We start from the raw sequence: 25,599 nt of genomic DNA, 5'->3' as shown, positions 1-25,599 counted from the left end.
TTCCGCCGCACTTAAAGCGGCATCATCTCTTCGATCTAGCGCCGCACCAGCCGCGCAAGGAATATCAGCAGGCAGGCGCCAAGGAAACCCGTGACGAAGGAACCGAGGCGTCCACCGGCAAGTTGGACATGAAACTGGGCGAGGATGGCGGTGGCGACGACCGAGCCGACGATGCCGAGCACGATGTTCAGGAAAATCCCGTATCGTGCATCCATCAGCTTGCCGGCGAGCCAGCCCGCAAGTCCACCGATGATGATTGCCGAAATCCAGCCCACGCCCTCCATCCCTGCCCTTCCCCCTAAGCGACTGCCCTGGCAACCAGCACCACGATGATCGCGCCGACGGTGGCGTGGATGATCTGCACGACCAGCGCGTTTTCAATGCCCAGCGAAATGCCCAGCGCACTGAACAGATAGCCGCCGACGAAGGCGCCGATGATGCCGCTGAGAAGACATCTGATCAGGCCGCCGCCACCGACGACCAGACTTGCGAGGAAGCCCGCCACAAGGCCGATCAGCAAAAACACCAGCAACGCCTGCGTCTCCATAGACATGAGGATTTCCTTTCGTTTTTACTACCCCGGAGCGGCTTAAGCCATCACGGGAGGACAGCTTCGTCGCCTCGGGATAGAGGGCGGCCTTGGAAATTATCAAGCGTTCAGCACGCGGCCATAGGCATCCAGCACCGCTTCCTTCATCGTTTCGGAGACGGTCGGATGCGGGAAGATCGTGTGCATCAGCTCTTCTTCCGTCGTCTCGAGGTTCATCGCGACGACGAAGCCCTGGATGAGCTCGGTGACTTCGGCGCCGACCATATGGGCGCCGAGCAGTTCGCCGGTCTTCTTGTCGAAGATCACCTTGACCATGCCCTGATCTTCGCCGAGTGCGATCGCCTTGCCGTTTGCCGCGAAGGAGAAGCGGCCGACGCGGATGTCGCGGCCCAGCTCCTTGGCCTTGGCTTCGGTGAGACCGACGGAAGCGACCTGCGGGTTGCAATAGGTGCAGCCGGGAACCTTGCCCTTGTCGGTCGGATGCACATTCGGCAGGCCGGCGATCTTCTCGACGCAGACCACACCTTCATGCTCGGCCTTGTGCGCCAGCATCGGCGGGCCGGCGACGTCGCCGATCGCATAGATGCCGGCGACATTGGTCTTGCCGTAACCGTCGGCGACGACGCAGCCGCGGTCGGTCTTGATGCCGAGCGCTTCCAGGCCAAGATATTCGATATTGCCCTGAACGCCGACGGCGGAGATCATCCGATCGGCAGTGATCTGCTGGACCTTGCCATCTGACGTCTCGACATGGGCGGTGATGCTGCCCGCACCTTTCTCGACCTTCGTGACCTTGGCGCTGGTGAAGATCTTAAGGCCGCGCTTTTCCAGCTGCTTGCGGGCGATGGCGGTGATTTCGGCATCTTCGACCGGCATGATGGTCGGCATGACTTCAACAACCGTCACATCGACGCCCATCGAGCGGTAGAAGCTGGCGAATTCGATGCCGATCGCGCCCGAGCCCATGACGATCAGCGACTTCGGCAGCGCGTCGGGCTTCAGCGCCTCGAAATAGGTCCAGATCAGCTTGCCGTCCGGCTCGATACCCGGCAGCGCGCGCGGGCGGGCGCCGGTCGCGATGATGATATGCTTGGCGGTATAGGTGCCCTCGCCCTTGACGTTTTTCGGCAGCGGATGCTGCGGCTCGACGACCGGCTTCGACGACTTGCCGACGACGATTTCGCCGGGCTTCGTCAGCTTGGCCTCGCCCCAGATGATGTCGATCTTGTTCTTCTTCATCAGGAAGCCGACGCCGGCGTTGAGACGGGCGGAAACGGCGCGCGAGCGGCCGACGACGGCCTTGGCGTCCGGTTTGACGGTACCTTCGAGAACGAGACCGAAGTCCTTGAAGTGGTTGGCGTGATCCAGCACTTCGGCCGAGCGCAGCAGCGCCTTGGTCGGGATGCAGCCCCAGTTCAGGCAGATGCCACCCATATGCTCGCGCTCGACGATCGCCGTCTTCAGGCCGAGCTGGGCCGCGCGGATGGCGGCGACATAGCCGCCGGGACCGGAGCCGATGATGATAACGTCGTAGGATTCCGCCATATGTGTCCTGCCCTTTGTTTACGCTGCGCTGCGGGTCATGAACACCCACGCGTGTCTCTTGCTGTTTTCGAAGGGCGGCACGGCATCAGCGCGCGCAGCCTCCGAGAATCCGTTTCTTCCATAAAGCGACAGAGCCGCCTCGTTATCACTTGCGGTAATGAGACTGACAGGCCGGCGATCGGCCCTGTCGATCTGATCCTCTAGCAACCTTCGCCCGATCCCGATTCCGCGCAGATGGCGATAGACGCAGAGACTGCCGATGAACCAGCTTCCCACCACCGTCTTCTGCAAGGCGAGCATCGGCTCGGTCGCCGCGATCGTCGCCTCGACATCCTCTATGGCTTCATCCAGCACATGGCCAATCGCCACGCCAGCAACTTCACCATAAGCCTCGGCGATAACGGCATCCCGCCAACCGCCGACGGCCTCCTCCTCGCTCATCTTCAGCCGCCCTCGCTCCAAAGGTGTGTCGCTCACACCATTCGCCACGTCGGCAAACCAGAGCCAGGAAGCAAAGCCATGCGATGCGATATCTGCCAGGATCGCCAGCTCCGAGGCATCGCGCCGTGAGGCCTGCCGCAGGGCGATGAAGGCGGTCATATGCTCAGATCCCCAGCATCATCCGCACGATCGATTCCAGGCCGCGACCGAGCGCACGGGTGTTCTCCGCATCGAGATGAATGCCGTCGATCGGCGTGGTCTTGGCGACGGAGTTGCCGTCGAAAAAGCCGCAGCCAAGTTCGTCGGCAAGGTCACGATAGAGCGTCGCGAGCTTGGCCGATTCTTCGATGCCGCCGGGAAAGGATGCGGCGAAGGGCACATTGCCCGTCGCGCAGATTGCCGGCGGCGCCACGATCAGGATCTCCGGCCCGTCGAATTCGAAGGGCCAGGCATGATTGCGGATCAGCCGCACGAGGCGGCTGATGCCCTGGCAGGCGGCAAAGGCCGAACCAGCCACAACCGGCTTCATGTCGTTGGTGCCGAGCAGGAGAATGACGAGGTCGAGCGGCGCATGCGTCTGCAGGATGGTCGGCAGGACGCGCGCACCGTTGCGGTCGCAATCGGCGAGATGGTCGTCGAAGGCGGTGGTGCGACCGTTCAGGCCTTCGGCAATGATACGCGCCTCGCTGCCCAGCGCTGCCTGAAGCACGCTCGGCCAGCGATTCTTGTACTCATGACGGCCGATAGTCTCGGCGTCATAACCCCAGGTCAGCGAGTCGCCATAACAAAGAACGGTCTTGGTCATTTCCGCCTCCGCTTAGCGCTTAGACAAGCATGCCCATCGGGTTTTCGATGTAGCCCTTGAAGGCCTGGAGCAGCTCGGCGCCGAGCGCGCCGTCGACGCAGCGATGGTCGGTCGACAGCGTGACGCTCATGACCGTGGCGATCGCCATTTCGCCATTCTTGACGACGACCCGCTGCTCGCCGGCGCCGACCGCGAGGATCGTCGCATGCGGCGGGTTGACGACGGCGGCGAAGTTCTTGACGCCCATCATGCCCATGTTGGAGACCGAGCTGGTGCCGCCCTGATATTCCTCGGGCTTCAGCTTGCGGTCCTTGGCCCGCTTGCCGAGATCGCGCATCTCGTTGGAGATGACAGACAGCGTCTTCTGCTCGGCCTTGCGGATGATCGGCGTGATCAGGCCGCCGGGGATCGAGACGGCGACGCCGACATCGGCGTGCTTGTGCTTGACCATGTTGCTGTCGGTCCACGACACGTTGGCGTCGGGAACATCGCGCAACGCCAGCGCCATGGCCTTGATGACCATGTCGTTCACCGAGAGCTTATAGGCCGGAGCGTTGTCCTTGCGGGGAGCCGCATCGTTCAGCTGGGCGCGCAGCGCCATCAGAGCGTCGAGCTCGCAATCGACGCTGACGTAGAAATGCGGGATCGTCTGTTTGGATTCGACCAGGCGCCGGGCGATCGTCTTGCGCATGCCGTCATGCGGCACGAGCTCGTAGGAGCCCGGCTCGAAGAGCTTGAGCACGGCGTCATCGGAGGCGCCCTTCGGCGCTGCGGCGGCCGGCGCAGCAGCCTGCGGAGCAGCAGCAGCCGGCGCGGCGGCAGGTTTGGCGCCACCGCCGGCAACGGCGGCTTCGATGTCGCTCTTGACGACGCGGCCATGCGGGCCGGAGCCTGCGACCGCCGAAAGATCGATGCCGGCTTCCTTGGCAAGCCTGCGAGCGAGCGGCGAAGAGAAGGTGCGGTTGCTGCCGGCCGAAACTGCCGCGGGTGCGGCGGCGGGCGCAGCAGGCGGAGCGGGCTCAGCCTTCGCCGGGGCAGCCTCGGCCTTCGGCGCCGGAGCGGCTTCAGCCTTGGCGGGAGCGGGCGAACCCGCGCCGCTTGCAGCAGCACCGACATCCTCGCCATCGGCCGCGAGAACGGCGATCAGCGCGTTGACCTTGACACCTTCGGTGCCGGCGGCAACGACGAGCTTGGCGACCGTGCCTTCATCGACAGCTTCGACTTCCATCGTCGCCTTGTCGGTCTCGATCTCGGCGATCACATCGCCTGACTTGACCTTGTCGCCTTCCTTGACCAGCCACTTGGAAAGATTGCCTTCTTCCATGGTCGGAGAGAGGGCGGGCATCGTGATATTGATCGGCATCGAGATACCCTCCCCTTATTTGTAGCAAACAGCCTTCACCGCATCGACGACTTCGCCGACGTTCGGAAGCGCCAGCTTTTCGAGATTGGCGGCGTAAGGCATCGGCACGTCCTTGCCCGCAATCGTCAGGATCGGCGCATCGAGATAGTCGAAGGCCTGCTGCATGACGCGGGTGGCGATTTCGGTGCCCACTGAGGATTGCGGATAGCCTTCCTCGACGGTGACCAGGCGGCCGGTCTTCTTGACCGATTCGATGACCGTCGGAAGGTCCATCGGCCGGATGGTGCGAAGGTCGATCAGCTCGACGTCGATGCCGATCTTTTCGAGTTCGGCAACCGCCTTCGTCGCATAGGTCATGCCGATGCCGAAGGAGACGACCGTGGCGTCCTTGCCCGAACGATGGATGCGGGCCTTGCCGATCGGCAGAACGAAATTATCGAGCTTCGGCACGTCGAAGTGCTGGCCGTAGAGAATTTCATTTTCGAGGAAGATGACCGGGTTCGGGTCGCGGATCGAAGCCTTCAGCAGGCCCTTGGCGTCGGATGCCGTGTAGGGCATGACGACCTTCAGGCCGGGGATGGCGCTGTACCAGGCGGCATAATCCTGGCTGTGCTGGGCTCCGACGCGGGCAGCCGCACCATTCGGACCGCGGAAGACGATCGGAGCGCCCATCTGGCCGCCGGACATATAAAGCGTTTTGGCGGCCGAGTTGATGATGTGGTCGATCGCCTGCATGGCGAAGTTGAAAGTCATGAATTCGACGATCGGGCGAAGGCCGGCCATGGCGGCGCCGACGCCGACGCCGGCAAAGCCGTGTTCGGTGATCGGCGTATCGATGACGCGGCGGGGGCCGAATTCCTGCAGCAAGCCTTGGGTGACCTTGTAGGCGCCCTGATATTCGGCGACTTCCTCGCCCATGACGAAGACGTCGTCACTGGCGCGCATTTCTTCGGCCATGGCGTCTCGAAGCGCTTCGCGCACCGTCATCGATACCATTTCGGTGCCGGCAGGGATTTCCGGGTCACTCGGAACGGCAGCCTTCGGCTCGGCCGGAAGCGGTGCGGAAGCAGAACCGCTATTGGTCGGCTTTTCTTCCTGGGCAACCTGCGGAGCAGCGACCGGAGCCGGTTGCGCAGCAGCAGGAGCGGTGGAAATCGCGTCGGCCGATTCGCCATCCTGCAGCAGCACGGCGATCTTGGTGTTGACCTTGACGCCTTCGGTGCCGGCATCGACGAGCAGCTTGCCGATGACGCCCTCGTCGACGGCTTCGACCTCCATCGTCGCCTTGTCGGTCTCGATTTCGGCAATGATGTCGCCAGAGGTGACCTTGTCACCTTCCTGCTTCAGCCATTTGGACAGCGTGCCTTCTTCCATCGTCGGAGAAAGGGCGGGCATGAGGATATCGATAGGCATGGGTTCCCTCCCCGATTAGAGCAGAATGTCGGTGTAGAGCTCAGATGCATCCGGCTCCGGATCGGCCTGAGCGAAATCGGCGCTGTCGGCGACGATGTCGCGGACATCCTTGTCGATCGCCTTCAGATCGTCTTCCGAGGCCCAGCCCTTTTCGATGAGGCGCGCCTTGACCTGCTCGATCGGATCCTGCTCGGAGCGCATCTTCTGCACTTCTTCCTTGGAGCGATATTTCGCCGGGTCCGACATGGAGTGGCCGCGGTAACGATAGGTCAGCATTTCGAGAATGATCGGGCCCTTGCCGGAGCGGCAATGTTCAAGCGCCTCGTCGGCCGCCGCCTTGACGGCGCGGACATCCATGCCGTCGACCTGGATGCCGGGGATGCCGAAGCCGGAGCCGCGCAGCGAGTAATTCGACTGCGCGGTGGCGCGGGCGGTCGACGTGCCCATGGCGTAGCGGTTGTTCTCGACGATATAGACGATCGGCAGCTTCCAGAGAGCGGCCATGTTGAAGCTCTCATAGACCTGGCCCTGGTTGGCAGCGCCGTCGCCGAAATAGGCGATCGCCACATTGCCGTTGCCGCGGTAATTATTGGCAAAGGCAAGGCCGGTTCCGAGCGAAACCTGGGCGCCGACGATGCCGTGGCCGCCGTAGAAATGCTTTTCTTTCGAGAACATGTGCATCGAGCCGCCCTTCCCGTGGGAATAGCCGCTGCGGCGCCCGGTCAGCTCAGCCATGACGCCGCGCGCTTCCATGCCGGTTGCGAGCATATGGCCGTGGTCGCGGTAGGCAGTGATGACCTGGTCGCCTTCCTTCTGCGCCATCTGCATGCCGACCACAACAGCTTCCTGACCGATGTAGAGATGGCAAAAGCCGCCGATGAAGCCCATGCCATAAAGCTGACCAGCCTTCTCCTCGAAGCGGCGGATCAGTAGCATCTCGCGATAGGCCTTGAGTTCCTCATCCCGATCGAAGTCGGCTACCGGGCCTCCATTCGATGCTTTGGCTGCTGGTTTTGCTGCAGTTTTGCGGCTGGAAACGGTCGCGGTCTTTCGCGGCGCCATTCAACCCTCCCTATGGGTTTGTCGTTTCTCGGTGGCGCGTACCATAGGGAAGAAATTTGACCACAGCAATGCCATAATTGCATGGCTCGTATTCGGCGTTAAACCGTTGGAAACAAAACATAAATTGTCGTTAACCGAATCCAGGTTAATTGGAGTAATGGTTGAATATGACGATCTCGTCCGCACGCGACATATTCAGCTGATATCGCGCCTTTTCGTCCAACATGTCCTTGTCGAGCGAACCGTCACTGAGAAGCGCGACCTGGTTTTCCAGATGTTCGCGCCTCGCCTTCAACACCGCAAGCTCTTTTTCGCGCGCGACACGCTGACGCTCGAACGTCTCCGTCGCCCGCAGGCCGTAATCGCCATGGACACAATGATAACCGAAATAGGAAAGGAAGGCGACCGTCATGGCCGGAATGACGAAGCGGCCGAGCTTTCTCTTCTTATGATGCTTTGTCCACATACACGTATGCTCTTGAACGCATTACCAATTCGTTCAGCATAGTGCGCAGAGATTAACCGTTCGTTGACCGTAAAAATCAGGCGATAAAAAACCCGCGCCGGGCCGGCGCGGGTCAAGCAATTGACGTCAGATCGATCAGCCGCGGATGATCGAGCGGCCGGCGTATTGAGCCTGGGGCCCGAGGCCCTCCTCGATGCGGATCAGCTGGTTGTACTTTGCGAGGCGGTCGGAACGTGACAGCGAGCCAGTCTTGATCTGGCCGCAGTTGGTGGCAACCGCGAGATCGGCGATGGTCGAATCCTCGGTCTCGCCGGAGCGGTGGGACATGACGGCGGTGTAGGCTGCCTTATGCGCCGTATTGACCGCATCGAGCGTTTCCGTCAGCGAACCGATCTGGTTGACCTTGACCAGGATCGAGTTGGCGACACCCATGCGGATACCGTCGCGAAGACGGGCGGAGTTGGTGACGAAGAGATCGTCGCCGACGAGCTGGATCGTCTTGCCGGCCAGATCGGTCAGCGCCTTCCAGCCGTCCCAGTCGTCTTCGGCCATGCCGTCTTCGATTGAAATGATCGGGTACTTGGCGGCAAGTTCAGCCAGATATTCGGCCATGGCGCCCGATTCGAGCGTGCGACCTTCACCTTCGAGCACGTATTTGCCGTCCTTGAAGAATTCCGTCGAGGCGCAGTCGAGGCCGAGGTAGATGTCCTCACCAGGCTTGTAGCCGGCTTTCTCAACCGACTTGACGATGAAGTCGAGGGCTTCCGAAGCGCTCTTCAGGCCCGGCGCGAAACCGCCTTCATCGCCAACATTGGTGTTGTGACCCTGAGCTGCAAGCTCCTTGCGCAGCGTATGGAACACTTCCGAACCCATGCGCACGGCTTCGGCGATCGAATCGGCGCCGACCGGCAGGATCATGAATTCCTGGAAGTCGATCGGATTGTCGGCATGGGCGCCGCCGTTGATGATGTTCATCATCGGCACCGGCAGCAGGCTCGCCGAAGCGCCGCCGACATAACGGTAAAGCGGCAGGCCGGAGGCCTGGGCGGCAGCCTTGGCGACGGCAAGCGACACGCCGAGGATGGCGTTGGCGCCGAGACGCGACTTGTTCGGCGTGCCGTCCAGTTCGATCATGATGTTGTCGATCTGGATCTGGTTTTCGGCGTCGATACCGCCAATGGCGTCGAATATCTCGGTGTTGGCGGCCTCGACCGCCTTCTCGACGCCCTTCCCGAGGTAGCGCTTGCCGCCGTCGCGCAGCTCGACCGCCTCATGGGCGCCTGTCGAAGCGCCCGAGGGAACGGCCGCGCGGCCCATGCTGCCGTCTTCGAGATAGACGTCGACTTCGACGGTGGGATTGCCACGGCTATCGAGGATCTCGCGGGCGATGATATCGGTGATTGCAGTCATGGGTTCTTCCTGCTCGGTGGGTGATCAATCGTTCGAAGCCTGTCATAATCGAAGGCGAGCAAATTACAATGCCGCAATTTCCGGCCTCCGAACCAGCATTCCGTCGTGGCCTAAACCACGATCATGTCAGCCTGTTGAAAGTCAGGCCTTGGCGATCGCGTCGAAGGCAAGCAGCTTCTCGAGCAGTCGCGGCATGTCCTTGAGATAGACCATGTTCGGGCCGTCGGACGGTGCGTTGTCGGGGTCCTGATGGGTTTCGAGGAAGACGCCGGCAATTCCCGTCGCCACGGCTGCCCGCGCCAGCGTTTCCACGAATTCGCGCTGACCGCCGGAGGAATCGCCCTGCCCGCCCGGCTGGGCGACGGAATGGGTCGCATCGAAAATGACGGGCGCGCCCATCGCCGCCATGATCGGCAGCGAGCGCATGTCGGAAACCAGCGTGTTGTAGCCGAAGGAAGCGCCGCGCTCGCACAGCAGCACGTTCGGATTGCCGCTGGCATTGAGCTTCTTCAGGACGTTCTTCATATCCCAGGGGGCGAGGAACTGACCCTTCTTGACGTTGACGACGCGGCCGGTCCTGGCGGCGGCGATCAGAAGATCGGTCTGGCGGCAGAGGAAGGCGGGGATCTGCAGAACATCGATCACCTCCGCCACCTCGGCGCATTGCTCGGCGGTGTGAACGTCGGTCAGGACGGGGAAGCCGAATTCCTTCTTCAGGTCAGCAAAGACCTCCATGCCCTTTTCAAGCCCGATGCCGCGTTCGGCCGAGAGCGAGGTGCGGTTCGCCTTATCGAAGGAACTCTTGTAGACGAGGCCGATGCCGAGCTTTGCGCAGAGCTCCTTCAGCGTGCCGGCAACCATGAAGGCGTGATCGCGGCTCTCCATCTGGCAGGGGCCGGCAATCAGCGACAAGCGGCCGGTATTGGAAAAGGTGATCTGGCCTTCGCCTTCGCCGATCTTGACCTCGGAATTGGTATCAGTGCTCATCGTGGTTCCTCGAAGGCAAAAAGCGCGCCCTGCCCGGGCGTGGGCTTCACCAGAATGCGATTGTTCTTGCGTGTGTATGTCACTCCGTTAGCAGCCAAATGCGCTTCTGTCACGGCAAGATCGGTGACGGTGAAGAGGATTGCCCGGCCGCGCAGGCCACGATCGGCGGCGGAAACGACAAGCTCGAAATATGCCTCCAGCCCTTCCGGCGTCATCAGGCTGATCTTGGCATTCGAGGCGGCGATCTTCATGCCGAAACCGGTTTTCTCCACCGCCGTTTGCCCGGCGGCAAGACCAACGAACGCGGCAAACGCCGCCGGCTCCGGCGTACAAAGCGCGATCTCGGCAATGCCGGTTACGCCATTGGCATGCGTCTCCAGGGCGGCGCGACCGGCCGGGAAGGCATTGATGCGCTGACAGGTGAAGAGAAAGAAGTCGGGCGCGCGCAGATCTCCTGAAAAAGCCAGTTTGAAGCTGCCGACGCTTTCCGAACCGTCCGGCATCCGCATCGACCGGCTGAACTGCAGCATCTCGCCGGCGCTCGCGCCGTTGCCGACGAACCGCCGATGATCGAGGCCGGCATCCTCGGTGAGAAAGGCCAGCGCCGAAAGTCCCTCCTCGCCGCAGCGGAAGCGGAAGGCGCGATTGCGAGCGATGAAGACATTGCCCTGGCGGGCCGCTGTCTCGCTCTCCTCGACACTCGCCACGCCGAGCGGCTCGATATAGGTTTTGTTGGCGAAAAAAACGCAGGCATTTTCCGTTCCGAACGGATGGCGCGCATCGGCGGCGACGGTAAAGCCGAGCTTGCCGAGCCTTTCGCGCGCCAGGTCGATATTGACGACTGGTAGGACGACATGATCCAGCGGGTGCGGTTTGGCGGAATGTGCGATCATGATATCCCTCCTGACACGCCAGAGATGTGCGACAGCACCACCCCCAATGCAAGACATGTGCGCCAATCCGGCGAATGAAAACAAAAATCTCGACGAGTTGGCGCGAAGTTTTACGGAAATTTAGCTACTTGCGGAACACATATGGAACATATAGTGTCTGTTCTGGATTTGTTTCAATCACGGGGTCTACGTCGATGCTCACGCGCAAACAACAGGAGCTTCTCCTTTTCATTCATGAGCGCATGAAGGAATCCGGCGTTCCGCCCTCTTTCGACGAGATGAAGGATGCCCTGGATCTCGCCTCGAAATCCGGCATTCATCGCCTGATCACGGCGCTCGAGGAACGTGGTTTCATTCGCCGCCTACCGAACCGCGCCCGGGCCCTGGAAGTGATCAAGCTGCCGGAGGCCTATAGCCCCAGTCTTCAGCCGCGCCGCGGTTTTTCGCCGAGCGTTATCGAAGGCAGCCTCGGCAAGCCCCAGCCGGTCGCCGCCCCAGCTGCCGCAAAGCCGATCGCCGACAACGGCAACTCTGTGTCCGTGCCGGTAATGGGCCGGATCGCAGCCGGCGTTCCGATCTCGGCGATCCAGAATAACACGCACGACATCATCGTTCCTGCGGATATGCTCGGCTCAGGCGAGCATTATGCGCTGGAGGTCAAGGGCGATTCGATGATCGACGCCGGAATCTTCGATGGCGACACGGTGATCATCCGCAACGGCAGCACCGCAAGTCCCGGCGATATCGTCGTTGCCCTGGTCGACGACGAGGAAGCGACGCTCAAGCGCTTTCGCCGCAAGGGTGCCTCGATCGCCCTCGAAGCCGCCAACCCGGCTTACGAGACCCGAATCTTCGGGCCCGACCGGGTCAAGGTGCAGGGCAAGCTGGTCGGCCTCATTCGCCGTTATCACTGACAGCAGACGGTCCGGATTCGGTAAAACCGTCTTTGCGCCAATCATAGGCGCGGTGGCGCATCCATGGACGCGACAAGGCGCTGAATGCGGTTGCGACCTCGAATCCCGTCTGCGCAAAGCGCAATTCAACGGAACCGGTCCTGCGCAGCGTCTCGCCGGTAAAGAGTGTCGCACCCGAGCGGCAGCGGTCGAACCGCAGGCGCACCGAGGTCACGACAACCACGCCGGCGTCGCAGGCCGGGCCGAGATAGGCGGCATTGTCGATGACGGCGACGACATGGCCATTGCCGAGCCTGGCTATACACCAAGCCTTCTTCACGCAAGAAAACCGATTTGCCTCACCGCCGGCTGCGGCGGCCACCATTGCCGTCCTCGCTTCATTCTGCTGATCGCGGGAAAGCCTGACCCGGCGGTCATCACCCTGCGCCGGGATGGCAGGCCCATCCAGCATCTTCGGCGGGTGGTGCGTCGGCAGCACCAGCGCTCTCTGCCACTGGTCGAAGATGAAGTCCGGCGGGTTTTCACGGTTGGAAGCCATCGCCGCCGGCGCGATGAGCGCGACCAAACCACCATCCTCGGATATCACCAGATCCGGCGGCCGGGAACCCGGCAGTATCAACACAATGAGCGTCGCGACGGCGAGGATCGACGTGCCGACATGGCGCAATCGGGTGCGGAGCAGCGTTAACAGCAGAAAGCCTGCCACGGCGACGGCGAAATACCAGCCGGGCAAACGGCCGAGGTCGATATTGCCGCCCCAGCCGGACACCGTCTTGGCGACCGTAATCACCAGATCGAGGCCGAAGCCGACCACCGTCCAGAGCGGAGCGTCCAGGCCGAACGGCATGAGCAACATCGCCAGCAGCCCCGCCGGCATGACGATGAAGGAGATGATCGGCATCGTCGCAAGGTTCGCCGGCAGGCCATAAGCTGTCAGGCGATGAAAATGCTCAACAGCAAACAACGCCGTGGAAAAGCCACCGATCAACGAGGTCAGGAAGACGCCGCCGAAGAAGCCGGCGACCGCCACGACCGGCCGCAGGGCAGGCAGCTTCAGCAACGGGTTTTCCCGCACACGCCGGTCCTTCCAAAGCTGGTAGCCCGACACCAGCGCCAAAGTCGCGGCAAAGGACATCTGGAAGCTCGGACCCAGTACTTCTGAGGGTGAAATGGCGATGATGACGAGCGCGGAGAGAACGACATTGCGCAGACTGATCGACGGCCGATCGAAGAAGACGGCAATCAGCATGATCGCCATCATGATGAAGGCGCGTTCGGCCGAAACCCCGAATCCTGAGATCAGGAAGTAGGCTGTAACGGCGACGAGCGCGCCGCCAGCGGCGATCTTCTTTGTCGCGTAGGCTTGAGCGACACCCGGAACAAGGCTGAGCAGCATCCGGAACCCGACGAAGAAGATGCCGGCCGATAACGCCATGTTGAGGCCCGAGATCGCCACGATATGCGCAAGGCCGGACTGGCGCAGCGCCTCCGTCGTTTCCTTTGAAATTGCGCGCCGCTCGTCGGTCACCAGAGCAGCGGCAAAAGCGCCCGTGTCGCCGGGCAGAATCGAGCGTATGCGATCGCCGATGCGGCTGCGCAACTGGTAAAGCCATTCGAGCAGAGCTTCGGGCGGCGATCTCGCAGGCTGCGGGCCCGTCTGCGAATCGACTTTCTCCGGCGCACCGTAGAAGAAACCGTTGGCGCCGATGCCATCGAAATAAGCACCGAAGGAAAAGTCGTTGAGCGCGGGAAGTGCCGGCCCCGCCGGCGGCGTCAACCGTGCTCGGCCGGTGATGATGTCACCGATCTCGAATGGCGCATCGGCGCCGCGGGCGATCACAGTTATGCGCCTTGGAGGCCGCTTCACCTGTGGCGCCTCGGTGCCGGTGACAGTAAGAACATAGCGCCACCGCCCACGATCATCGCCTTCGCGCCGCTCGACGCGACCGGTCACCGTCGTCGTCACGGATGAATCGAGGATGACAGTCGAGGCCCGCCAGCTTTCGAGCTGCGCGCAGAGCATGCCGCATACCACGAGGGCAAGCGCCATAAGCGTCGCCCGCAAGCCCGGCCGGCTGCGGCCGGCGACGAGCACGGCAAGCATCAGCACCGAGAGGCAGAGCAACGATGGAAGGAGAGGAAAATCCGTTGCAGCAAGAAACCAGAATGCGGCGCCGGCACCGAGGAAGACCGGCGAGAATAAGAGCAGGCGGCCATGGTCGGCCTCCTCGCTTAGCATCCGGCCGCAAGCATGGAGTGCTTGTGTCATTGCCACCGGCAGCCGATGGCGCAACGACATCGCGGACTGGGTTCTTGCCGGCCGCATCACCGCGGCAGGGGCAGGAAGATCGGCTGGATCGGCAAGACCGACGCCCGCTTGCGGCCGCAATTCGACTGTCGTCAATTCCTGCATGCGCCGCCCGAACTCACCCTTCCAAGCAGCCAGAATGCAACCTCCGAGCAAATCCGGCAAGCATAATCGATTGAAATGCGAGCGAAAATCGCAAGTGCGAAAAGGCCAGTCGAATCATCGGTTTCCGCTATGCGTGCTGCTCATCGCTGCAGTGCCTAAAAGGTGATGCCGCAATGCACAAAATGCCGTCACGGTAACTTGGCATTAGCCTCGCGATCATATAGCTATCGCAAAGGACGCTTAACCCCTATGGCGCTTTTGTGGCGCCACCGACATTTCGGAGGATCAGCATGACGGATCAAAGCGCAACAATAAAAATCGGTGACAAATCAGTCGACCTCGCCGTCAAAAGCGGCACGATCGGTCCAAGCGTCATCGATATCGGTGCTCTCTACAAGAACACCGCTTCCTTCACCTACGATCCGGGCTTCACCTCGACCGCATCCTGTGAATCTAAGATCACCTATATCGATGGCGACGAAGGTGTGCTGCTGCACCGCGGCTATCCGATCGAGCAGCTCGCCGAACATGGCGACTTCCTAGAGGTCTGCTACCTCCTGCTTTACGGCGAACTGCCGACGGCCGCGCAGAAGAAGGACTTCGACTATCGGGTCACGCATCACACCATGGTGCACGAGCAGATGAGCCGCTTCTTCACCGGCTTCCGCCGCGATGCGCATCCGATGGCCGTTATGTGCGGCTGCGTCGGCGCGCTGTCGGCCTTCTATCACGACTCGACCGATATCACCGATCCGCACCAGCGCATGGTCGCCAGCCTGCGGATGATCGCCAAGATGCCGACGCTCGCCGCCATGGCCTACAAGTACCATATCGGCCAGCCCTTCGTTTACCCGAAGAACGACCTCGACTATGCGTCGAACTTCCTGCGCATGTGCTTTGCCGTTCCCTGCGAGGAATATGTGGTCAACCCGGTGCTTGCCCGCGCCATGGACCGCATCTTCATCCTGCATGCCGATCATGAGCAGAACGCGTCGACCTCGACCGTCCGCCTCGCCGGATCGTCGGGCGCCAACCCGTTCGCCTGCATCGCGGCCGGCATCGCCTGCCTGTGGGGCCCGGCGCATGGCGGCGCAAACGAAGCAGCACTCAACATGCTGAACGAGATCGGCACCGTCGATCATATTCCGGAATATATCGCCCGCGCCAAGGACAAGAACGATCCGTTCCGCCTGATGGGCTTCGGCCACCGCGTCTACAAGAACTACGATCCGCGCGCCAAGATCATGCAGAAGACGACGCATGAAGTGCTGGGCGAACTCGGCATCAAGGACGATCCGCTGCTCGAAGTGGCGATGGAGCTCGAGCGCATCGCGCTTACCGACGAATATTTCATCGAGAAGAAGCTCTATCCGAACATCGACTTCTATTCCGGCATCACGCTGAAGGCGCTGGGCTTCCCCACGACCATGTTCACCGTCCTCTTCGCGCTTGCCCGCACCGTCGGCTGGATCGCGCAGTGGAACGAGATGATCGAGGATCCGGAACAGCGCATCGGCCGTCCGCGCCAACTCTATGTCGGCGAACCGAAGCGCGACTACATCCCTGTTTCGAAGCGCTGATCGCTTCACACCAATCGGCTCAAACGAAAACCCGGTCAGAAACGACCGGGTTTTTTGTTTTTCAGCACGTCGAGCAGGATTTCGGCAGCATATTCGCCCGGCGGCTTTTCAGTCTGCATGCGCTGCCAGATCAGCTCATAGCCTTCCTTCATCGCCTTCAACTGGTAGGTATCGGCCGACAGCCTTTCCATCCAGCGTGCGAGGCTTGCGCCCCGAACGACATCGTTCAGATATTCCGGCACGACCGCGTAATCGGCAATCAGGTTCGGCAGCGCCCCTGTCCAGGTCTTGATGCCCGATGTCAGCAGCCGCATGATCCAGTCGACCTTGTAGGCCGAGACGACGGGAACGTCGGCTAGCGCCAGTTCGAGAATGACGGTTCCGGATGCCGCCATGGCGGCGTCGGCTTCGACAAAAGCCTTCCACTTTGCTTCCGCGCCGACAACGATCTCCGGCGTTATCGCCCATTTCGCCGTCAATTCGCGCACAAGCCCTTCCTTGTGACGCATCGTCGGCAGGATGAAGCGCATCGGCCCGTTGCGGGCGACAAGTTCGCTCACCGCCACCTCGAAATGCGGCAGGAGCTTCTGGATTTCCGAGGACCGTGAGCCGGGCAGAAGCAGGATGGTGCCGTTGCCGGGCCGTCTTCCGGCGCGCAGGCGTCGGGTCTCCAGGAGTGCAGGATCGGCGGTCAGGCGATGCCCCACATAGGTCGTTGTCGGGCCGTTGAGGCGCTGCATCGTCGCCGGTTCGAAAGGCAGGACGGCGAGCACGTGATCGACATAGGCAAGCATGCGCTCGGCGCGATATTCCTTCCAGGCCCAGACGCTCGGACAGACGTAATCGACGACAGGCAAATCCGGCAGCGCCGTGCGGACGCGCTTCGCCACGCGATGGGTGAAATCCGGGCTGTCGATGATGAGCAGAATGTCAGGCCTTGCGGCGATGATTTCAGCCGTTGTCCGGCGGATCAGGCCAAACAGCTTCGGCAGCCGGCTCAGCACCTGGGTGATGCCCATGATCGACAGTTCGGAAAAATCGAACAGGGATCGCAGGCCCTCCGCCTGCAGCCCCTCGCCGCCGACGCCGACTAGTTCCACCGGTCCGTCGTGGATCCGCTTCAGCGCGGCGATGAGGTCGGCGCCGAGGAGATCGCCCGACACCTCACCGGCTATGACGGCAATCTTCAGCGGCGCGCCGTTCATTTTAGCCCCCATCCCGGCAGGCCGCGATCGATGCCGCAGACGAAAAGCCCGGCCTCGTCGGCGGCGCGGATGACCGCGGCACGATCAAGCACCAGCGAGCGGCCGGCTTCGACGGCGATGCCGGCAAGGCCGGCTTTGCCGGCGTTCAACACCGTGGAAACGCCGATCGCCGGCAGGTCGGCGCGAATATCCTGCTGCGGCTTGCAGAGCTTGACGAGCACGCCGCGGCGGCGCGCCGAGATGCGCCCGGCGGCTCTGAGGCCGGCGACGCGGTCGAGCATTTCATCGGTGCCCTCAAGACCTTCCAGCGCGACAACCCGCTCGCCGATGCTGACAGCGCCCTGCCCGACATCCAGCCGGCCGAGCGTCTCGGCGGCTTCGGCAGCACGACTGATGTCGCGCCGATCTTCGTCACCGGGTGTCACGGCGCCAAGCGGACCGACGGCAGCCAGAAGGTCGGGGGCGATCTCATGGGCGCCGACGACGCGCCGGCCATTTCCCTCGATCAGCCGGATCACCATCTGCAGGACCGTATCGTCGCCGCCGGAGAGCAGGGTGCGGATCGCGGCCGGCACCTTCATCAGAATACGAAGCGTCGGGCGTACCTCACGCCATTCCGGCCGGCGGCGCACGCTGCCCGACATCACCACGCGGCCGATGCCATAACGGTTGAGAAGACTATCGAGGGCGGCGAAATCGCCGATGCCGATAATGGCGTGGTCGTAGCCTTCCCAACGCCGGTCGCTTTCGTCCTTCAGGGCGACGATAACAGGATTTTCGCCAGCGGCGCGTGCGGCTTCCGCGACATAGGAAGGCAGAAGGCCGCCGCCGGCGATGATCGCCAGCCGGCCCGCCGCGGTGTCGCCTGATAAAGCCACGGACTAGCCCTTCTGACCTCGGGTCGGCGAGGACAGGGCGCGGTCGCTATCGGCGGCGATGAAATCCAGGATCTGCATCACCTCTGCGCAATCGGCATATTCCTCTCGGATGGCCGCGGCGTTCTCACGCACGGAGGCCGTTCCCTCGAAGATCGCCTTGTAGGCGCGGCGCACCCTGTGGATGACGGCGCGGTCGATGCCGGCGCGCGTCATGCCCACGACATTGAGACCGCCCAGCAGACCGGGGTTGCCGTTCAACATGCCGTAGGGAATGACGTCGTAACTCACTGCCGACAGCCCGCCGACGAAGGCCTGGCGGCCGACGCGGGTGAACTGATGAACGGCCGAGCCGCCGCCGAGAATGACGCGATCCTCGATGACGACGTGGCCGGCGAGCATGACATTGTTCGACATGATGACGTGGTTGCCGACCCGGCAGTCATGAGCCACATGGGAATTGGCCAGGAACAGATTGTTGTCGCCGACGATCGTCTGGCCGCCGAAATCGGCGGTGCCTGTGTTCATCGTCACACCTTCACGGATCGTGCAGTTGGCGCCAACCGAAAGCGTCGTCTCTTCACCGGCGTGATGCACGCTCTGCGGATCGCCGCCGACGACCGCCATCGGGAAGATGCGCGTGCCCTTGCCGATTACGGTGCGGCCGGTGACAATCGCATGGGCCAGGAGCTCGACATTGTCATGCAGGACGACGTGCGGCCCGACATGGCAGAAGGGACCGATCTTCACGCCCTCACCGATCGTGGCTCCGTCTTCGACGACGGCCATCGGGTGAATACGGGCGCTTTCGGCAATCGTGCTCATGCCTGATCCTTACGAACGATCATCGCGCCGATATCGGCCTCGGCGACAAGCGCGCCGTCAACCTTGGCGTCGCAATGAAATTTCCAGATATTGCCGCGCTGCTTGTGCTTCTTGACGTGGAATTCGACGCGATCGCCAGGCACAACCGGCTTGCGGAAACGCGCATTCTCAATGGTCATGAAGTAGACAAGGTTGCCCGGCTGGCCTTCCTTCTTGGCGCAGATCGCACCCGCCGTCTGCGCCATTCCCTCGATCAGCAGCACGCCCGGCATGATCGGTGACTCCGGAAAATGGCCGGTGAAATGCGGCTCGTTCACCGTGACGTTCTTGATGCCGATCGCCGTGTTGTCGCCATCGATCTCAATGATCTTGTCGACCATCAGAAAGGGATAGCGATGCGGCAGCAGCTTCATGATCTCGATGATGTCAGCCGAAGAAAGCGTCGTCGTGGCTTCCTCAGTCATTTTCCTTGCCTCCAGGGTTCCGCCCGCGCAACTTGGATTTTGACACTTGTTGCGCCGCCTCTCTCAGATAGTCTTTCAGCGGACGAGCCGGTATGCCGCCATATTGCCCGCCAGCGGCAAGATCGGTCATGATACCGCTTTTGGCTGCGATCTGCACGCCGTCGCCGATCGTCACATGGCCCTTGATGCCGGCCTGGCCGCCGATCTGCACGCCGTTGCCGATCTTCGTGCTGCCGGCGATGCCGACCTGCGCAACAATGGCGCAATGGCGGCCCATCTGGACGTTGTGGCCGATCTGGACCTGGTTGTCGATCTTGGTGCCCTCGCCGATCACGGTATCGTCCATGGCGCCGCGGTCGATCGTGGTATTGGCGCCAATCTCGACATTATCCTGGATGATCACCCGGCCGATCTGGACAATCTTGATCATGCCGCGCGGACCCGGCGCATACCCGAAACCATCCTGGCCGATACGAACGCCGTTGTGGATGATAACGCCGTTGCCGATCAGCGCGCAGAGAATGCTGGCGCCGGCAGCAATCGAACAACCCCGGCCAATCTTGACGCCTGGGCCGATGATGCTGTGCGCGCCGATGCGGGTGCCCTCGCCGATCTCGGCATGCGCGCCGATAACCGCCAACGGCTCGACGATCACGCCTTTTTCCAGCTTGGCGCTCGGATCGATCACCGCGCTCGGGGCGATCTCGCCTTCGCCCGGCGAAATGGTGACCGGGCGCAGTGCTGCCGGGTAGAACAGGCCGCCTGCCATGGCGAAAGCCGCATGCGGATTGGACGACAAGATGATCGGGATATGCTGAGGTACGAGGTCGGCGAGCCCCTTGTCGCAGATCACCGCCGAGGCTTGGCAGGTCAGCAGCTCGTCCCGGGTGCGGCGCGACAGGATATAACAGACGTCGCCCGCCCGCGCCCGGTTGATGGGAGCGACGGAGCGGACGATGACATCGGCATGATCGGAATTGGCCAGTTCCGCCCCAAGAAACTCTGCCAGCTCAGCGAGCTTCAGACCTTCATGGGGCAGAAAAAAAACGTTTTGCTCCATCGGCAACGCTCCAGAACGGAATTGAGTCTTACAGTTCCGGACTGCCGATATCAGAATTGGTTGTTGATGCCAAACTTGAAGTTTTGCGTCTTGTCGAAGTCTTCCTTGAGGACCGGGATTGCATAATCCAGACGCAATGAACCGAACGGAGACTGCCAGACGACGCCGACGCCGACGGAAGCGCGCAGCGAGGCGTCTTCGCCCTCGATGCCGTCACCCCTGAGGTCGACGTCGTTGCCGAACAGCGTGCCCGCATCGGCGAAGACCGCGCCGCGCAGATTGAAGTCACGCGGGAAGCCCGGCATCGGGAAGGTCGCTTCGGCCGATGCCGTGAAATACGTCGTGCCACCCAGCGGATCGTCGTTGGTGCCGGCAACACGCGGGCCGATACCCTTGTTTTCGAAACCGCGAATGTCGCCGTTGGTCAGCGTGAACTGGTCGAAGACGTTCAGGTGCTCGCCGAAGCCGACAACATAACCAGCCGAGGCCGAAACCGAGCCGATGATATCGGCATCGTCAGCGAGCAGGTGGTAGTAACGGGCCTTGCCGTAGATCTTGTAGAACTGCGAGTCACCGCCGAGACCGGCAATTTCCTGCGTCGCCGTCGCGTAGATGCCCTCGCGCGGCAGGACTGTGTCGTCGAGCGTATTGTAGGTCAGCGTCTGCGAGATGGAAGACCGCGTCCACGGGCTGTCCTCGACGAGGTGCTGATATGGAGCCGACAGGTCGGCAAGATCGCCGTTGTCAGCGTCATACTTCATCTGCTTGTAGTTATAACGGAAGGTCGTCGCCAGATCTTCGGTGATCGGCGCGGTGACGCGCAGGACGACGCTGGTTTCCTCGTAATCGTAGTTGTCGTTGCTCGACGTCTCGCTGTGATTGACGTCGAAGCCCGCCGCCAGACGGTAGCCAAGGAAATAGGGCTCGGTAAAGCTGACGCCGTAGGCGCGCGAACCTTCCTGACCACCGCCGGCCGAGATGCGGATATACTGGCCGCGGCCGAGGAAGTTCTTCTCTTCGATCGACGCTTCGAGCAGCAGGCCATCGCCGCCGGCGGCATAACCGGCACCGACGCCGAACGAACCGGTGGACTGATCCTGCACGTCGACGACCACCACGACGCGATCCGGCGAGCTGCCCGGCTGAGTGGAGATATTGACGGAGGAGAAATAGCCGAGCGCTTCGAGGCGGCGCTTGGCCTTGGTGATCATCTGCTGGTTGAAGGCGTCGCCTTCGCTCATGTCGAATTCGCGGCGAATGACGTAATCGCGCGTACGGCTGTTGCCGCGGATTTCGATGCGCTCGACATAGGCGCGCTCGCCCTGGTCGACCAGATATTCGACGCCAATGGTGTTGTTGTTGAGGTCGCGGTTACCGCGCGGCGTGACGCGCGCGAAGGGATAACCGGCAGAGGCCACCTGATCGGAGATCGCTTCGATCGACTTCTGCACCTCCTTGGCGCTGTACACATGGCCTTCCTTCGTGCGCACCAGCGGCAGCAGCTGATCCGAGCCGACGCCTTCGACGGTCGACTGGACAGTCACCGGTCCGAAGTCGTAACGCTGACCTTCCTCGATATTGAAGGTGAGCGTGTACTTGTTGGTTGCCTCGTCGAAGCTCGCATCGGAAGAGACGATGCGCATATCGGCATAGCCGCGGTTGTAATAGAATTGGCGTAGCGCTTCTTCGTCGGCGTGAAGCTTGTCTTCGTTGTAGACATCCTTGCGGGTCAGGAACGAAAGGAAGTTCGAACGCTTGGTGTTGATGACGGCAGCCAGACGGCCGGCGCTGTAGGCATTGTTGCCGACGAAATTGATCGAATCGATCTTCGTGCGATCACCTTCGTTGATGACGAAAGCGAGATTGACGCGACCTTCGCCGAGCGGCACCACCTGCGTCGTTACTTCGACTTCGCTGCGGCCGGTGGCGGCGTAGGCATCCTTGATCGCCTGGATGTCGGATTGGATCTGCGTGTCGCTGTAGGGACCGGCAGCATGGGTCTGCACGATCGTCGCGAGCTTGTCGTCCTTGATCTTACGGTTGCCGTTGAAGACGACCTGATTGACGAGCTGGGCCTCCTGGACATTGACGACGAGCGTGCCGCCGGAGACCGAAATCTTGACGTCGGAGAAGTAACCGGTGCCGTAGAGCTGCTTGACCGAGTCATCGATGTCGGTGTTCGAAAAACTCTTGCCGGGCGTGATGGTCAGGTTCGACCGGACAGCTTCCGCGCCGACGCGGCTGGCGCCGCGCACATCGATGCGCTGGATGACCGCGGCCTCGGCGGCCGTAGCGGAAACGAACGTCAAAGCGCCTGCGCCCGAAGCAACAACACTAGCAGACAGCGCAACCGCCGATACTGCGTTCAAAAACTTTGAACCAGCCTTCATTTCACCTATTACCTTTTTTCCCTCGTCCCCGTCCCCGGGAGAACCCGATTCCGGTCACGTGTGTCGTTTTACCCGCTTTTGACATACAAGCAAGGGAGGGTGTTAATTTCTGTTTACTTCATTTCGAAGCGTGACCCATTCGCCACTACAGCCTTGAAACATCGTAAATAAATAGTAATTCCCTTACCTTGCGCGTTTACCCTGAGCTCACGCTTATGTCGTTCCAGGTCGTAAAAACCATCAATGTTAGTATCATTGCCAAGCCGATGCGAAACGCGATTTCCTGAGCCTTGGAGCCCAGGGGCCTGCCCCTCACCGCCTCCACCGCATAGAACATCAGGTGGCCGCCATCAAGTACCGGAACCGGCATCAGGTTAAGCAATCCTATCGAAACTGAAAGTGTCGCAGCAAGCTGCAGCACTGCGCCGATACCAAGGCTTGCCATCTGGCCGGACGCCTGCGCCACGCGGATCGGTCCGCCCAATTGATCGGCCCGCATCGATCCGGCGAAGATATTGGCGATATATTTGAAGGTGCCGGTGACGATGCCTGCGCTTTCGATCACCCCTTCCCGCACCGCCTCAAGCGGGGTGTAGGTTCGCAGGCGGAAATTGCCGGCTTCCTTGTTGGTGATGATGCCGATCTGGCCGAGTTCGATCTTGTTGCCGAATTGGTCTGTCCGGTCGGTCCGCTGCGGCACCATCGGCACCTCGAGCTTTTGGCCACCGCGCTCGACCGTCACGATGATCTTCTGGCTTGGACGAATGGCGACATAGCGGCGCACGTCGTCGAAGGTCTCGACCTTGTTGCCGTCGATGGCAACCAGCAGATCGCCGGGAAGGATGCCGGCGGCAGCAGCCGCTCCGTCCGGCGCAACTTCGGCAACGACTGGATCGGCGATCATGCGGCCATAAACCGAGAAAAGAACCGCGAAAATTGCGATTGCCAGCAGGAAGTTGGCGATCGGGCCGGCGGCGACGGTCGCGGCGCGTTTCCACAGCTTGGCGCCGGCAAAGGAGCGCGCCCTGTCCTCCTCGGACATGGCAGCGACCTGGTCGTTGTCGGGCTTGCTCGAAGCATCCTCGTCGCCGAAGAAGCGGACGTAGCCGCCAAGCGGGATTGCCGAAATCTTCCAGCGTGTTCCATGGCGGTCGGTGAAGCCGAATATCTCCGGGCCGAAACCGACGGAAAAGGCGAGGATGCGAATGCCGCTCCAGCGCCCGACGAGATAATGCCCCATCTCATGCACGAAGACGAGCAGCGACAGCACAAGAACGAAGGTGACGACGTTCCCCATCAAAAATGTATATAGGCCGCTCATCACTTTCTTGAGTTCCTTCCGTCAGCCTTCGCTTCATCAGGGGCCGAACAATGCCGCGCCGAGCGACGTCATCTCGCCTCCCTTTATCAGGGAAAAAAGCCCAGCAAGCAATAACGCCGAAAAACAGGCGAAAATCAGTCCGTCGACACGATCCATGACGCCGCCATGACCTGGAATGAGGTGGCTTGAATCCTTGACCCCGAATTTTCGCTTGATGAAAGATTCGAACAGATCGCCGGCCTGGCTGCAAACCGACAGAACGAGCGCCACGACGGCGGCGGCGAGTTCTGCGCCCGGCAGAAGAAAATGCATGAGGACGACGCCGGCTCCCACCGCCGAAACGGCGCCGCCGATGGCGCCGGACCACGTCTTTCCGGGCGAGATCGACGGGGCAAGCTTAGGTCCGCGAAGAGCCCTGCCGACGAAATAGGCGAGGATATCGGTTGCCCAGACGACGGCAAAGACGAAGAGCATCGCATAAAGGCCCGGCTGATCGTCGCCTCTGATCCCGGCGAGCGCCACGCCGGTGGCGCCGGCGTAAAACAGACCCGCCGGAAACCAGCGGCTGGTGCCGTGCAGGATGACCAGGGCTATGCCGACAGCGGTGACGCCGGCCAGCATGCCTCCGGCGAATTCGAAATTGCCGACAAGCACCAGGAAAGCGATCGCCGCCTCGCCGATCCAGCCGACGACGTTGGCAACCCAGTCACGCGCGACGCCTGATATTTTCGACCATTCATAATAGATCAGCAGGCCGATCACGGCCGCCAGGATGCGAAAGGCAACGCCGCCATACCAGGTGGCGGCAAGAACGATGACTGCGAGAACCAGCCCTGAAGCGATGCGCAGTTTCAGTTCCGGCTGCATCAGGTGCCAACCGCAGCAGCCTGCGACGACAGGCCGCCGAAGCGCCGGTCGCGGGAGGCAAATTTTTCAAGCGCCGAGCGGAAGATTTCGGGGCTGAAATCCGGCCAATATTCCGGAACGAAGATGAATTCCGAATAGGCGGCCTGCCACAGCAGGAAATTGGAAAGCCGCTCCTCGCCGCTGGTGCGGATGATGAGATCCGGATCGGGGATACCCGCCGTGTCGAGACGGGCGTCGATCAGCGCGGGCGTGATGTCCTGCGCCCTGAGGCGACCTGCCTCGACGTCATTGGCCAGGCTCACCACAGCGCGGGAAATTTCATCACGCGAGCCGTAATTGAAGGCGATGACCAGCGTCAGCGCCGCATTGTCCTTGGTCGTCTCCTCCGCCTCGAGCAGCAGGCCGAAGATATCGCTGCGCAGGCTGTGGCGATCGCCGATCACCCTGATGCGCACATTCTGGCGATGAAGGTCGGCCAGGTCACGGCGGATGAAAGCCTTGAGCAAACCAAGCAGATCGGAGACTTCGGCTTCGGGCCGGCGCCAGTTCTCCGAGGAGAAGGCAAAGAGGGTCAGATATTTTATGCCGGCCGCGCCGGCGGCGCGCACTGTCTCGCGCACCGCCTCGACGCCCTTGCGATGGCCCATCGTGCGCGGCAGGCCACGCTGCTTGGCCCAGCGGCCATTGCCATCCATGATGATGGCAACATGCTCTGGCACAGTCAAAAATACAGATTCCGACATTTCCCGT

General features: G+C 61.7%; 24 protein-coding genes. 2 read left to right on the top strand and 22 right to left on the bottom strand.

The annotated features are described in order from the left end of the window. Nucleotides 1-35: 35 nt before the first annotated feature. The 12 genes from PYR71_RS16160 to PYR71_RS16105 all read right to left on the bottom strand — a co-directional run bounded on the left by PYR71_RS16160 (nt 36) and on the right by PYR71_RS16105 (nt 10,935). Nucleotides 36-284, bottom strand: coding sequence for a GlsB/YeaQ/YmgE family stress response membrane protein (locus PYR71_RS16160; RefSeq protein ID WP_275620057.1), 249 nt, complete (start codon nt 282-284; stop codon nt 36-38). A 14-nt stretch (nt 285-298) separates the two neighbouring features. Further along, nucleotides 299-553, bottom strand: coding sequence for a GlsB/YeaQ/YmgE family stress response membrane protein (locus PYR71_RS16155; RefSeq protein WP_011425215.1), 255 nt, complete (start codon nt 551-553; stop codon nt 299-301). 96 nt (nt 554-649) lie between these two features. Further along, nucleotides 650-2,095, bottom strand: coding sequence for a dihydrolipoyl dehydrogenase (gene lpdA / locus PYR71_RS16150; RefSeq protein WP_275620056.1), 1,446 nt, complete (start codon nt 2,093-2,095; stop codon nt 650-652). Nucleotides 2,096-2,113: 18 nt separating this feature from the next. After that, entirely contained in the window at nt 2,114-2,695 is a 582-nt protein-coding gene (locus tag PYR71_RS16145) for a GNAT family N-acetyltransferase (RefSeq protein ID WP_275620055.1), read from the bottom strand. 4 nt (nt 2,696-2,699) lie between these two features. After that, entirely contained in the window at nt 2,700-3,341 is a 642-nt protein-coding gene (locus tag PYR71_RS16140) for an SGNH/GDSL hydrolase family protein (protein ID WP_038688707.1), read from the bottom strand. Nucleotides 3,342-3,360: 19 nt separating this feature from the next. Beyond that, the gene (locus PYR71_RS16135; protein WP_275620054.1) at nt 3,361-4,704 is read right to left on the bottom strand and encodes a pyruvate dehydrogenase complex dihydrolipoamide acetyltransferase; all 1,344 of its coding nucleotides are present in this window, start codon (nt 4,702-4,704) and stop codon (nt 3,361-3,363) included. A 15-nt stretch (nt 4,705-4,719) separates the two neighbouring features. After that, nucleotides 4,720-6,117, bottom strand: a complete 1,398-nt coding sequence (locus PYR71_RS16130) for a pyruvate dehydrogenase complex E1 component subunit beta (RefSeq protein WP_275620053.1) — start codon at nt 6,115-6,117, stop codon at nt 4,720-4,722. Between the two features lie 15 nt (nt 6,118-6,132). Continuing rightward, entirely contained in the window at nt 6,133-7,179 is a 1,047-nt protein-coding gene (gene pdhA, locus PYR71_RS16125) for a pyruvate dehydrogenase (acetyl-transferring) E1 component subunit alpha (protein ID WP_183915771.1), read from the bottom strand. Nucleotides 7,180-7,324: 145 nt separating this feature from the next. Further along, nucleotides 7,325-7,645 (bottom strand): FtsB family cell division protein, encoded by a 321-nt coding sequence (locus PYR71_RS16120; RefSeq protein WP_183915773.1) that lies wholly within the window; start codon nt 7,643-7,645, stop codon nt 7,325-7,327. A 135-nt stretch (nt 7,646-7,780) separates the two neighbouring features. Continuing rightward, entirely contained in the window at nt 7,781-9,055 is a 1,275-nt protein-coding gene (eno, locus tag PYR71_RS16115; protein WP_183915775.1) for a phosphopyruvate hydratase, read from the bottom strand. 141 nt (nt 9,056-9,196) lie between these two features. Further along, entirely contained in the window at nt 9,197-10,042 is an 846-nt protein-coding gene (gene kdsA, locus PYR71_RS16110; protein ID WP_275620052.1) for a 3-deoxy-8-phosphooctulonate synthase, read from the bottom strand. Beyond that, nucleotides 10,039-10,935, bottom strand: a complete 897-nt coding sequence (locus PYR71_RS16105; RefSeq protein ID WP_275620051.1) for a VOC family protein — start codon at nt 10,933-10,935, stop codon at nt 10,039-10,041. Before PYR71_RS16105 ends, kdsA begins: the two co-directional genes overlap by 4 nt. 194 nt (nt 10,936-11,129) lie before the next feature. On the opposite strand from PYR71_RS16105, the gene lexA reads away from it, so the two are divergent. Next, a complete protein-coding gene (gene lexA, locus PYR71_RS16100) occupies nt 11,130-11,849 on the top strand; it encodes a transcriptional repressor LexA (protein ID WP_275620050.1) in 720 nt (239 codons plus the stop codon). Here lexA and PYR71_RS16095 read toward each other — a convergent pair. Further along, nucleotides 11,830-14,262 (bottom strand): ComEC/Rec2 family competence protein, encoded by a 2,433-nt coding sequence (locus PYR71_RS16095; RefSeq protein ID WP_275620049.1) that lies wholly within the window; start codon nt 14,260-14,262, stop codon nt 11,830-11,832. The two genes, lexA and PYR71_RS16095, sit on opposite strands and share 20 nt — an antisense overlap. 290 nt (nt 14,263-14,552) lie before the next feature. On the opposite strand from PYR71_RS16095, the gene gltA reads away from it, so the two are divergent. Next, on the top strand, nt 14,553-15,842 hold the full coding sequence (gene gltA, locus PYR71_RS16090) for a citrate synthase (RefSeq protein ID WP_008526864.1): 1,290 nt from the start codon (nt 14,553-14,555) through the stop codon (nt 15,840-15,842). Between the two features lie 35 nt (nt 15,843-15,877). On the opposite strand, the gene lpxB is transcribed toward gltA, so the two are convergent. The 9 genes from lpxB to PYR71_RS16045 form a co-directional block, all read right to left on the bottom strand. Next, the gene (gene lpxB / locus PYR71_RS16085) at nt 15,878-17,047 is read right to left on the bottom strand and encodes a lipid-A-disaccharide synthase (RefSeq protein ID WP_275620048.1); all 1,170 of its coding nucleotides are present in this window, start codon (nt 17,045-17,047) and stop codon (nt 15,878-15,880) included. After that, nucleotides 17,044-17,925 carry an LpxI family protein gene (locus PYR71_RS16080; RefSeq protein WP_275620047.1) on the bottom strand — a complete coding sequence of 294 codons (882 nt, stop codon included), beginning with the start codon at nt 17,923-17,925 and terminating at the stop codon, nt 17,044-17,046. Before PYR71_RS16080 ends, lpxB begins: the two co-directional genes overlap by 4 nt. A 3-nt stretch (nt 17,926-17,928) precedes the next feature. Then, nucleotides 17,929-18,747 carry an acyl-ACP--UDP-N-acetylglucosamine O-acyltransferase gene (lpxA, locus tag PYR71_RS16075; protein ID WP_275620046.1) on the bottom strand — a complete coding sequence of 273 codons (819 nt, stop codon included), beginning with the start codon at nt 18,745-18,747 and terminating at the stop codon, nt 17,929-17,931. Continuing rightward, complete coding sequence (gene fabZ, locus PYR71_RS16070) at nt 18,744-19,211, bottom strand: 3-hydroxyacyl-ACP dehydratase FabZ (RefSeq protein ID WP_064709042.1); 468 nt, start codon at nt 19,209-19,211, stop codon at nt 18,744-18,746. The genes lpxA and fabZ overlap by 4 nt, the downstream gene beginning before the upstream one ends. Beyond that, nucleotides 19,204-20,271 (bottom strand): UDP-3-O-(3-hydroxymyristoyl)glucosamine N-acyltransferase, encoded by a 1,068-nt coding sequence (gene lpxD, locus PYR71_RS16065; protein ID WP_275620045.1) that lies wholly within the window; start codon nt 20,269-20,271, stop codon nt 19,204-19,206. The genes fabZ and lpxD overlap by 8 nt, the downstream gene beginning before the upstream one ends. Nucleotides 20,272-20,321: 50 nt before the next feature. Continuing rightward, nucleotides 20,322-22,661, bottom strand: coding sequence for an outer membrane protein assembly factor BamA (gene bamA / locus PYR71_RS16060; protein WP_275620044.1), 2,340 nt, complete (start codon nt 22,659-22,661; stop codon nt 20,322-20,324). 196 nt (nt 22,662-22,857) lie between these two features. Then, nucleotides 22,858-23,982: an RIP metalloprotease RseP gene (rseP, locus tag PYR71_RS16055; protein WP_275620216.1), complete on the bottom strand. Its 1,125-nt coding sequence runs from the start codon at nt 23,980-23,982 to the stop codon at nt 22,858-22,860. Between the two features lie 36 nt (nt 23,983-24,018). Further along, nucleotides 24,019-24,849 carry a phosphatidate cytidylyltransferase gene (locus PYR71_RS16050; protein WP_275620043.1) on the bottom strand — a complete coding sequence of 277 codons (831 nt, stop codon included), beginning with the start codon at nt 24,847-24,849 and terminating at the stop codon, nt 24,019-24,021. Further along, complete coding sequence (locus PYR71_RS16045) at nt 24,849-25,592, bottom strand: isoprenyl transferase (protein WP_275620042.1); 744 nt, start codon at nt 25,590-25,592, stop codon at nt 24,849-24,851. Before PYR71_RS16045 ends, PYR71_RS16050 begins: the two co-directional genes overlap by 1 nt. Nucleotides 25,593-25,599 lie beyond the last annotated feature (7 nt).

Source organism: Rhizobium mulingense (genome assembly GCF_029194105.1).
Classification (GTDB): domain Bacteria; phylum Pseudomonadota; class Alphaproteobacteria; order Rhizobiales; family Rhizobiaceae; genus Rhizobium; species Rhizobium mulingense.
The sequence above is the reverse complement of the archived record's forward strand: the minus strand, read 5'-3'. Positions and strand labels throughout refer to the sequence as shown.

Bases quoted from the DNA above. Each gene is read 5' to 3' on its own strand.
- PYR71_RS16160 (WP_275620057.1), bottom strand. From the start codon at position 284: ATGGAGGGCGTGGGCTGGATTTCGGCAATCATCATCGGTGGACTTGCG.
- PYR71_RS16155 (WP_011425215.1), bottom strand. From the start codon at position 553: ATGTCTATGGAGACGCAGGCGTTGCTGGTGTTTTTGCTGATCGGCCTT.
- lpdA (WP_275620056.1), bottom strand. From the start codon at position 2,095: ATGGCGGAATCCTACGACGTTATCATCATCGGCTCCGGTCCCGGCGGC.
- PYR71_RS16145 (WP_275620055.1), bottom strand. From the start codon at position 2,695: ATGACCGCCTTCATCGCCCTGCGGCAGGCCTCACGGCGCGATGCCTCG.
- PYR71_RS16140 (WP_038688707.1), bottom strand. From the start codon at position 3,341: ATGACCAAGACCGTTCTTTGTTATGGCGACTCGCTGACCTGGGGTTAT.
- PYR71_RS16135 (WP_275620054.1), bottom strand. From the start codon at position 4,704: ATGCCGATCAATATCACGATGCCCGCCCTCTCTCCGACCATGGAAGAA.
- PYR71_RS16130 (WP_275620053.1), bottom strand. From the start codon at position 6,117: ATGCCTATCGATATCCTCATGCCCGCCCTTTCTCCGACGATGGAAGAA.
- pdhA (WP_183915771.1), bottom strand. From the start codon at position 7,179: ATGGCGCCGCGAAAGACCGCGACCGTTTCCAGCCGCAAAACTGCAGCA.
- PYR71_RS16120 (WP_183915773.1), bottom strand. From the start codon at position 7,645: ATGTGGACAAAGCATCATAAGAAGAGAAAGCTCGGCCGCTTCGTCATT.
- eno (WP_183915775.1), bottom strand. From the start codon at position 9,055: ATGACTGCAATCACCGATATCATCGCCCGCGAGATCCTCGATAGCCGT.
- kdsA (WP_275620052.1), bottom strand. From the start codon at position 10,042: ATGAGCACTGATACCAATTCCGAGGTCAAGATCGGCGAAGGCGAAGGC.
- PYR71_RS16105 (WP_275620051.1), bottom strand. From the start codon at position 10,935: ATGATCGCACATTCCGCCAAACCGCACCCGCTGGATCATGTCGTCCTA.
- lexA (WP_275620050.1), top strand. From the start codon at position 11,130: ATGCTCACGCGCAAACAACAGGAGCTTCTCCTTTTCATTCATGAGCGC.
- PYR71_RS16095 (WP_275620049.1), bottom strand. From the start codon at position 14,262: ATGCAGGAATTGACGACAGTCGAATTGCGGCCGCAAGCGGGCGTCGGT.
- gltA (WP_008526864.1), top strand. From the start codon at position 14,553: ATGACGGATCAAAGCGCAACAATAAAAATCGGTGACAAATCAGTCGAC.
- lpxB (WP_275620048.1), bottom strand. From the start codon at position 17,047: ATGAACGGCGCGCCGCTGAAGATTGCCGTCATAGCCGGTGAGGTGTCG.
- lpxA (WP_275620046.1), bottom strand. From the start codon at position 18,747: ATGAGCACGATTGCCGAAAGCGCCCGTATTCACCCGATGGCCGTCGTC.
- fabZ (WP_064709042.1), bottom strand. From the start codon at position 19,211: ATGACTGAGGAAGCCACGACGACGCTTTCTTCGGCTGACATCATCGAG.
- lpxD (WP_275620045.1), bottom strand. From the start codon at position 20,271: ATGGAGCAAAACGTTTTTTTTCTGCCCCATGAAGGTCTGAAGCTCGCT.
- bamA (WP_275620044.1), bottom strand. From the start codon at position 22,661: ATGAAGGCTGGTTCAAAGTTTTTGAACGCAGTATCGGCGGTTGCGCTG.
- rseP (WP_275620216.1), bottom strand. From the start codon at position 23,982: ATGAGCGGCCTATATACATTTTTGATGGGGAACGTCGTCACCTTCGTT.
- PYR71_RS16050 (WP_275620043.1), bottom strand. From the start codon at position 24,849: ATGCAGCCGGAACTGAAACTGCGCATCGCTTCAGGGCTGGTTCTCGCA.
- PYR71_RS16045 (WP_275620042.1), bottom strand. From the start codon at position 25,592: ATGTCGGAATCTGTATTTTTGACTGTGCCAGAGCATGTTGCCATCATC.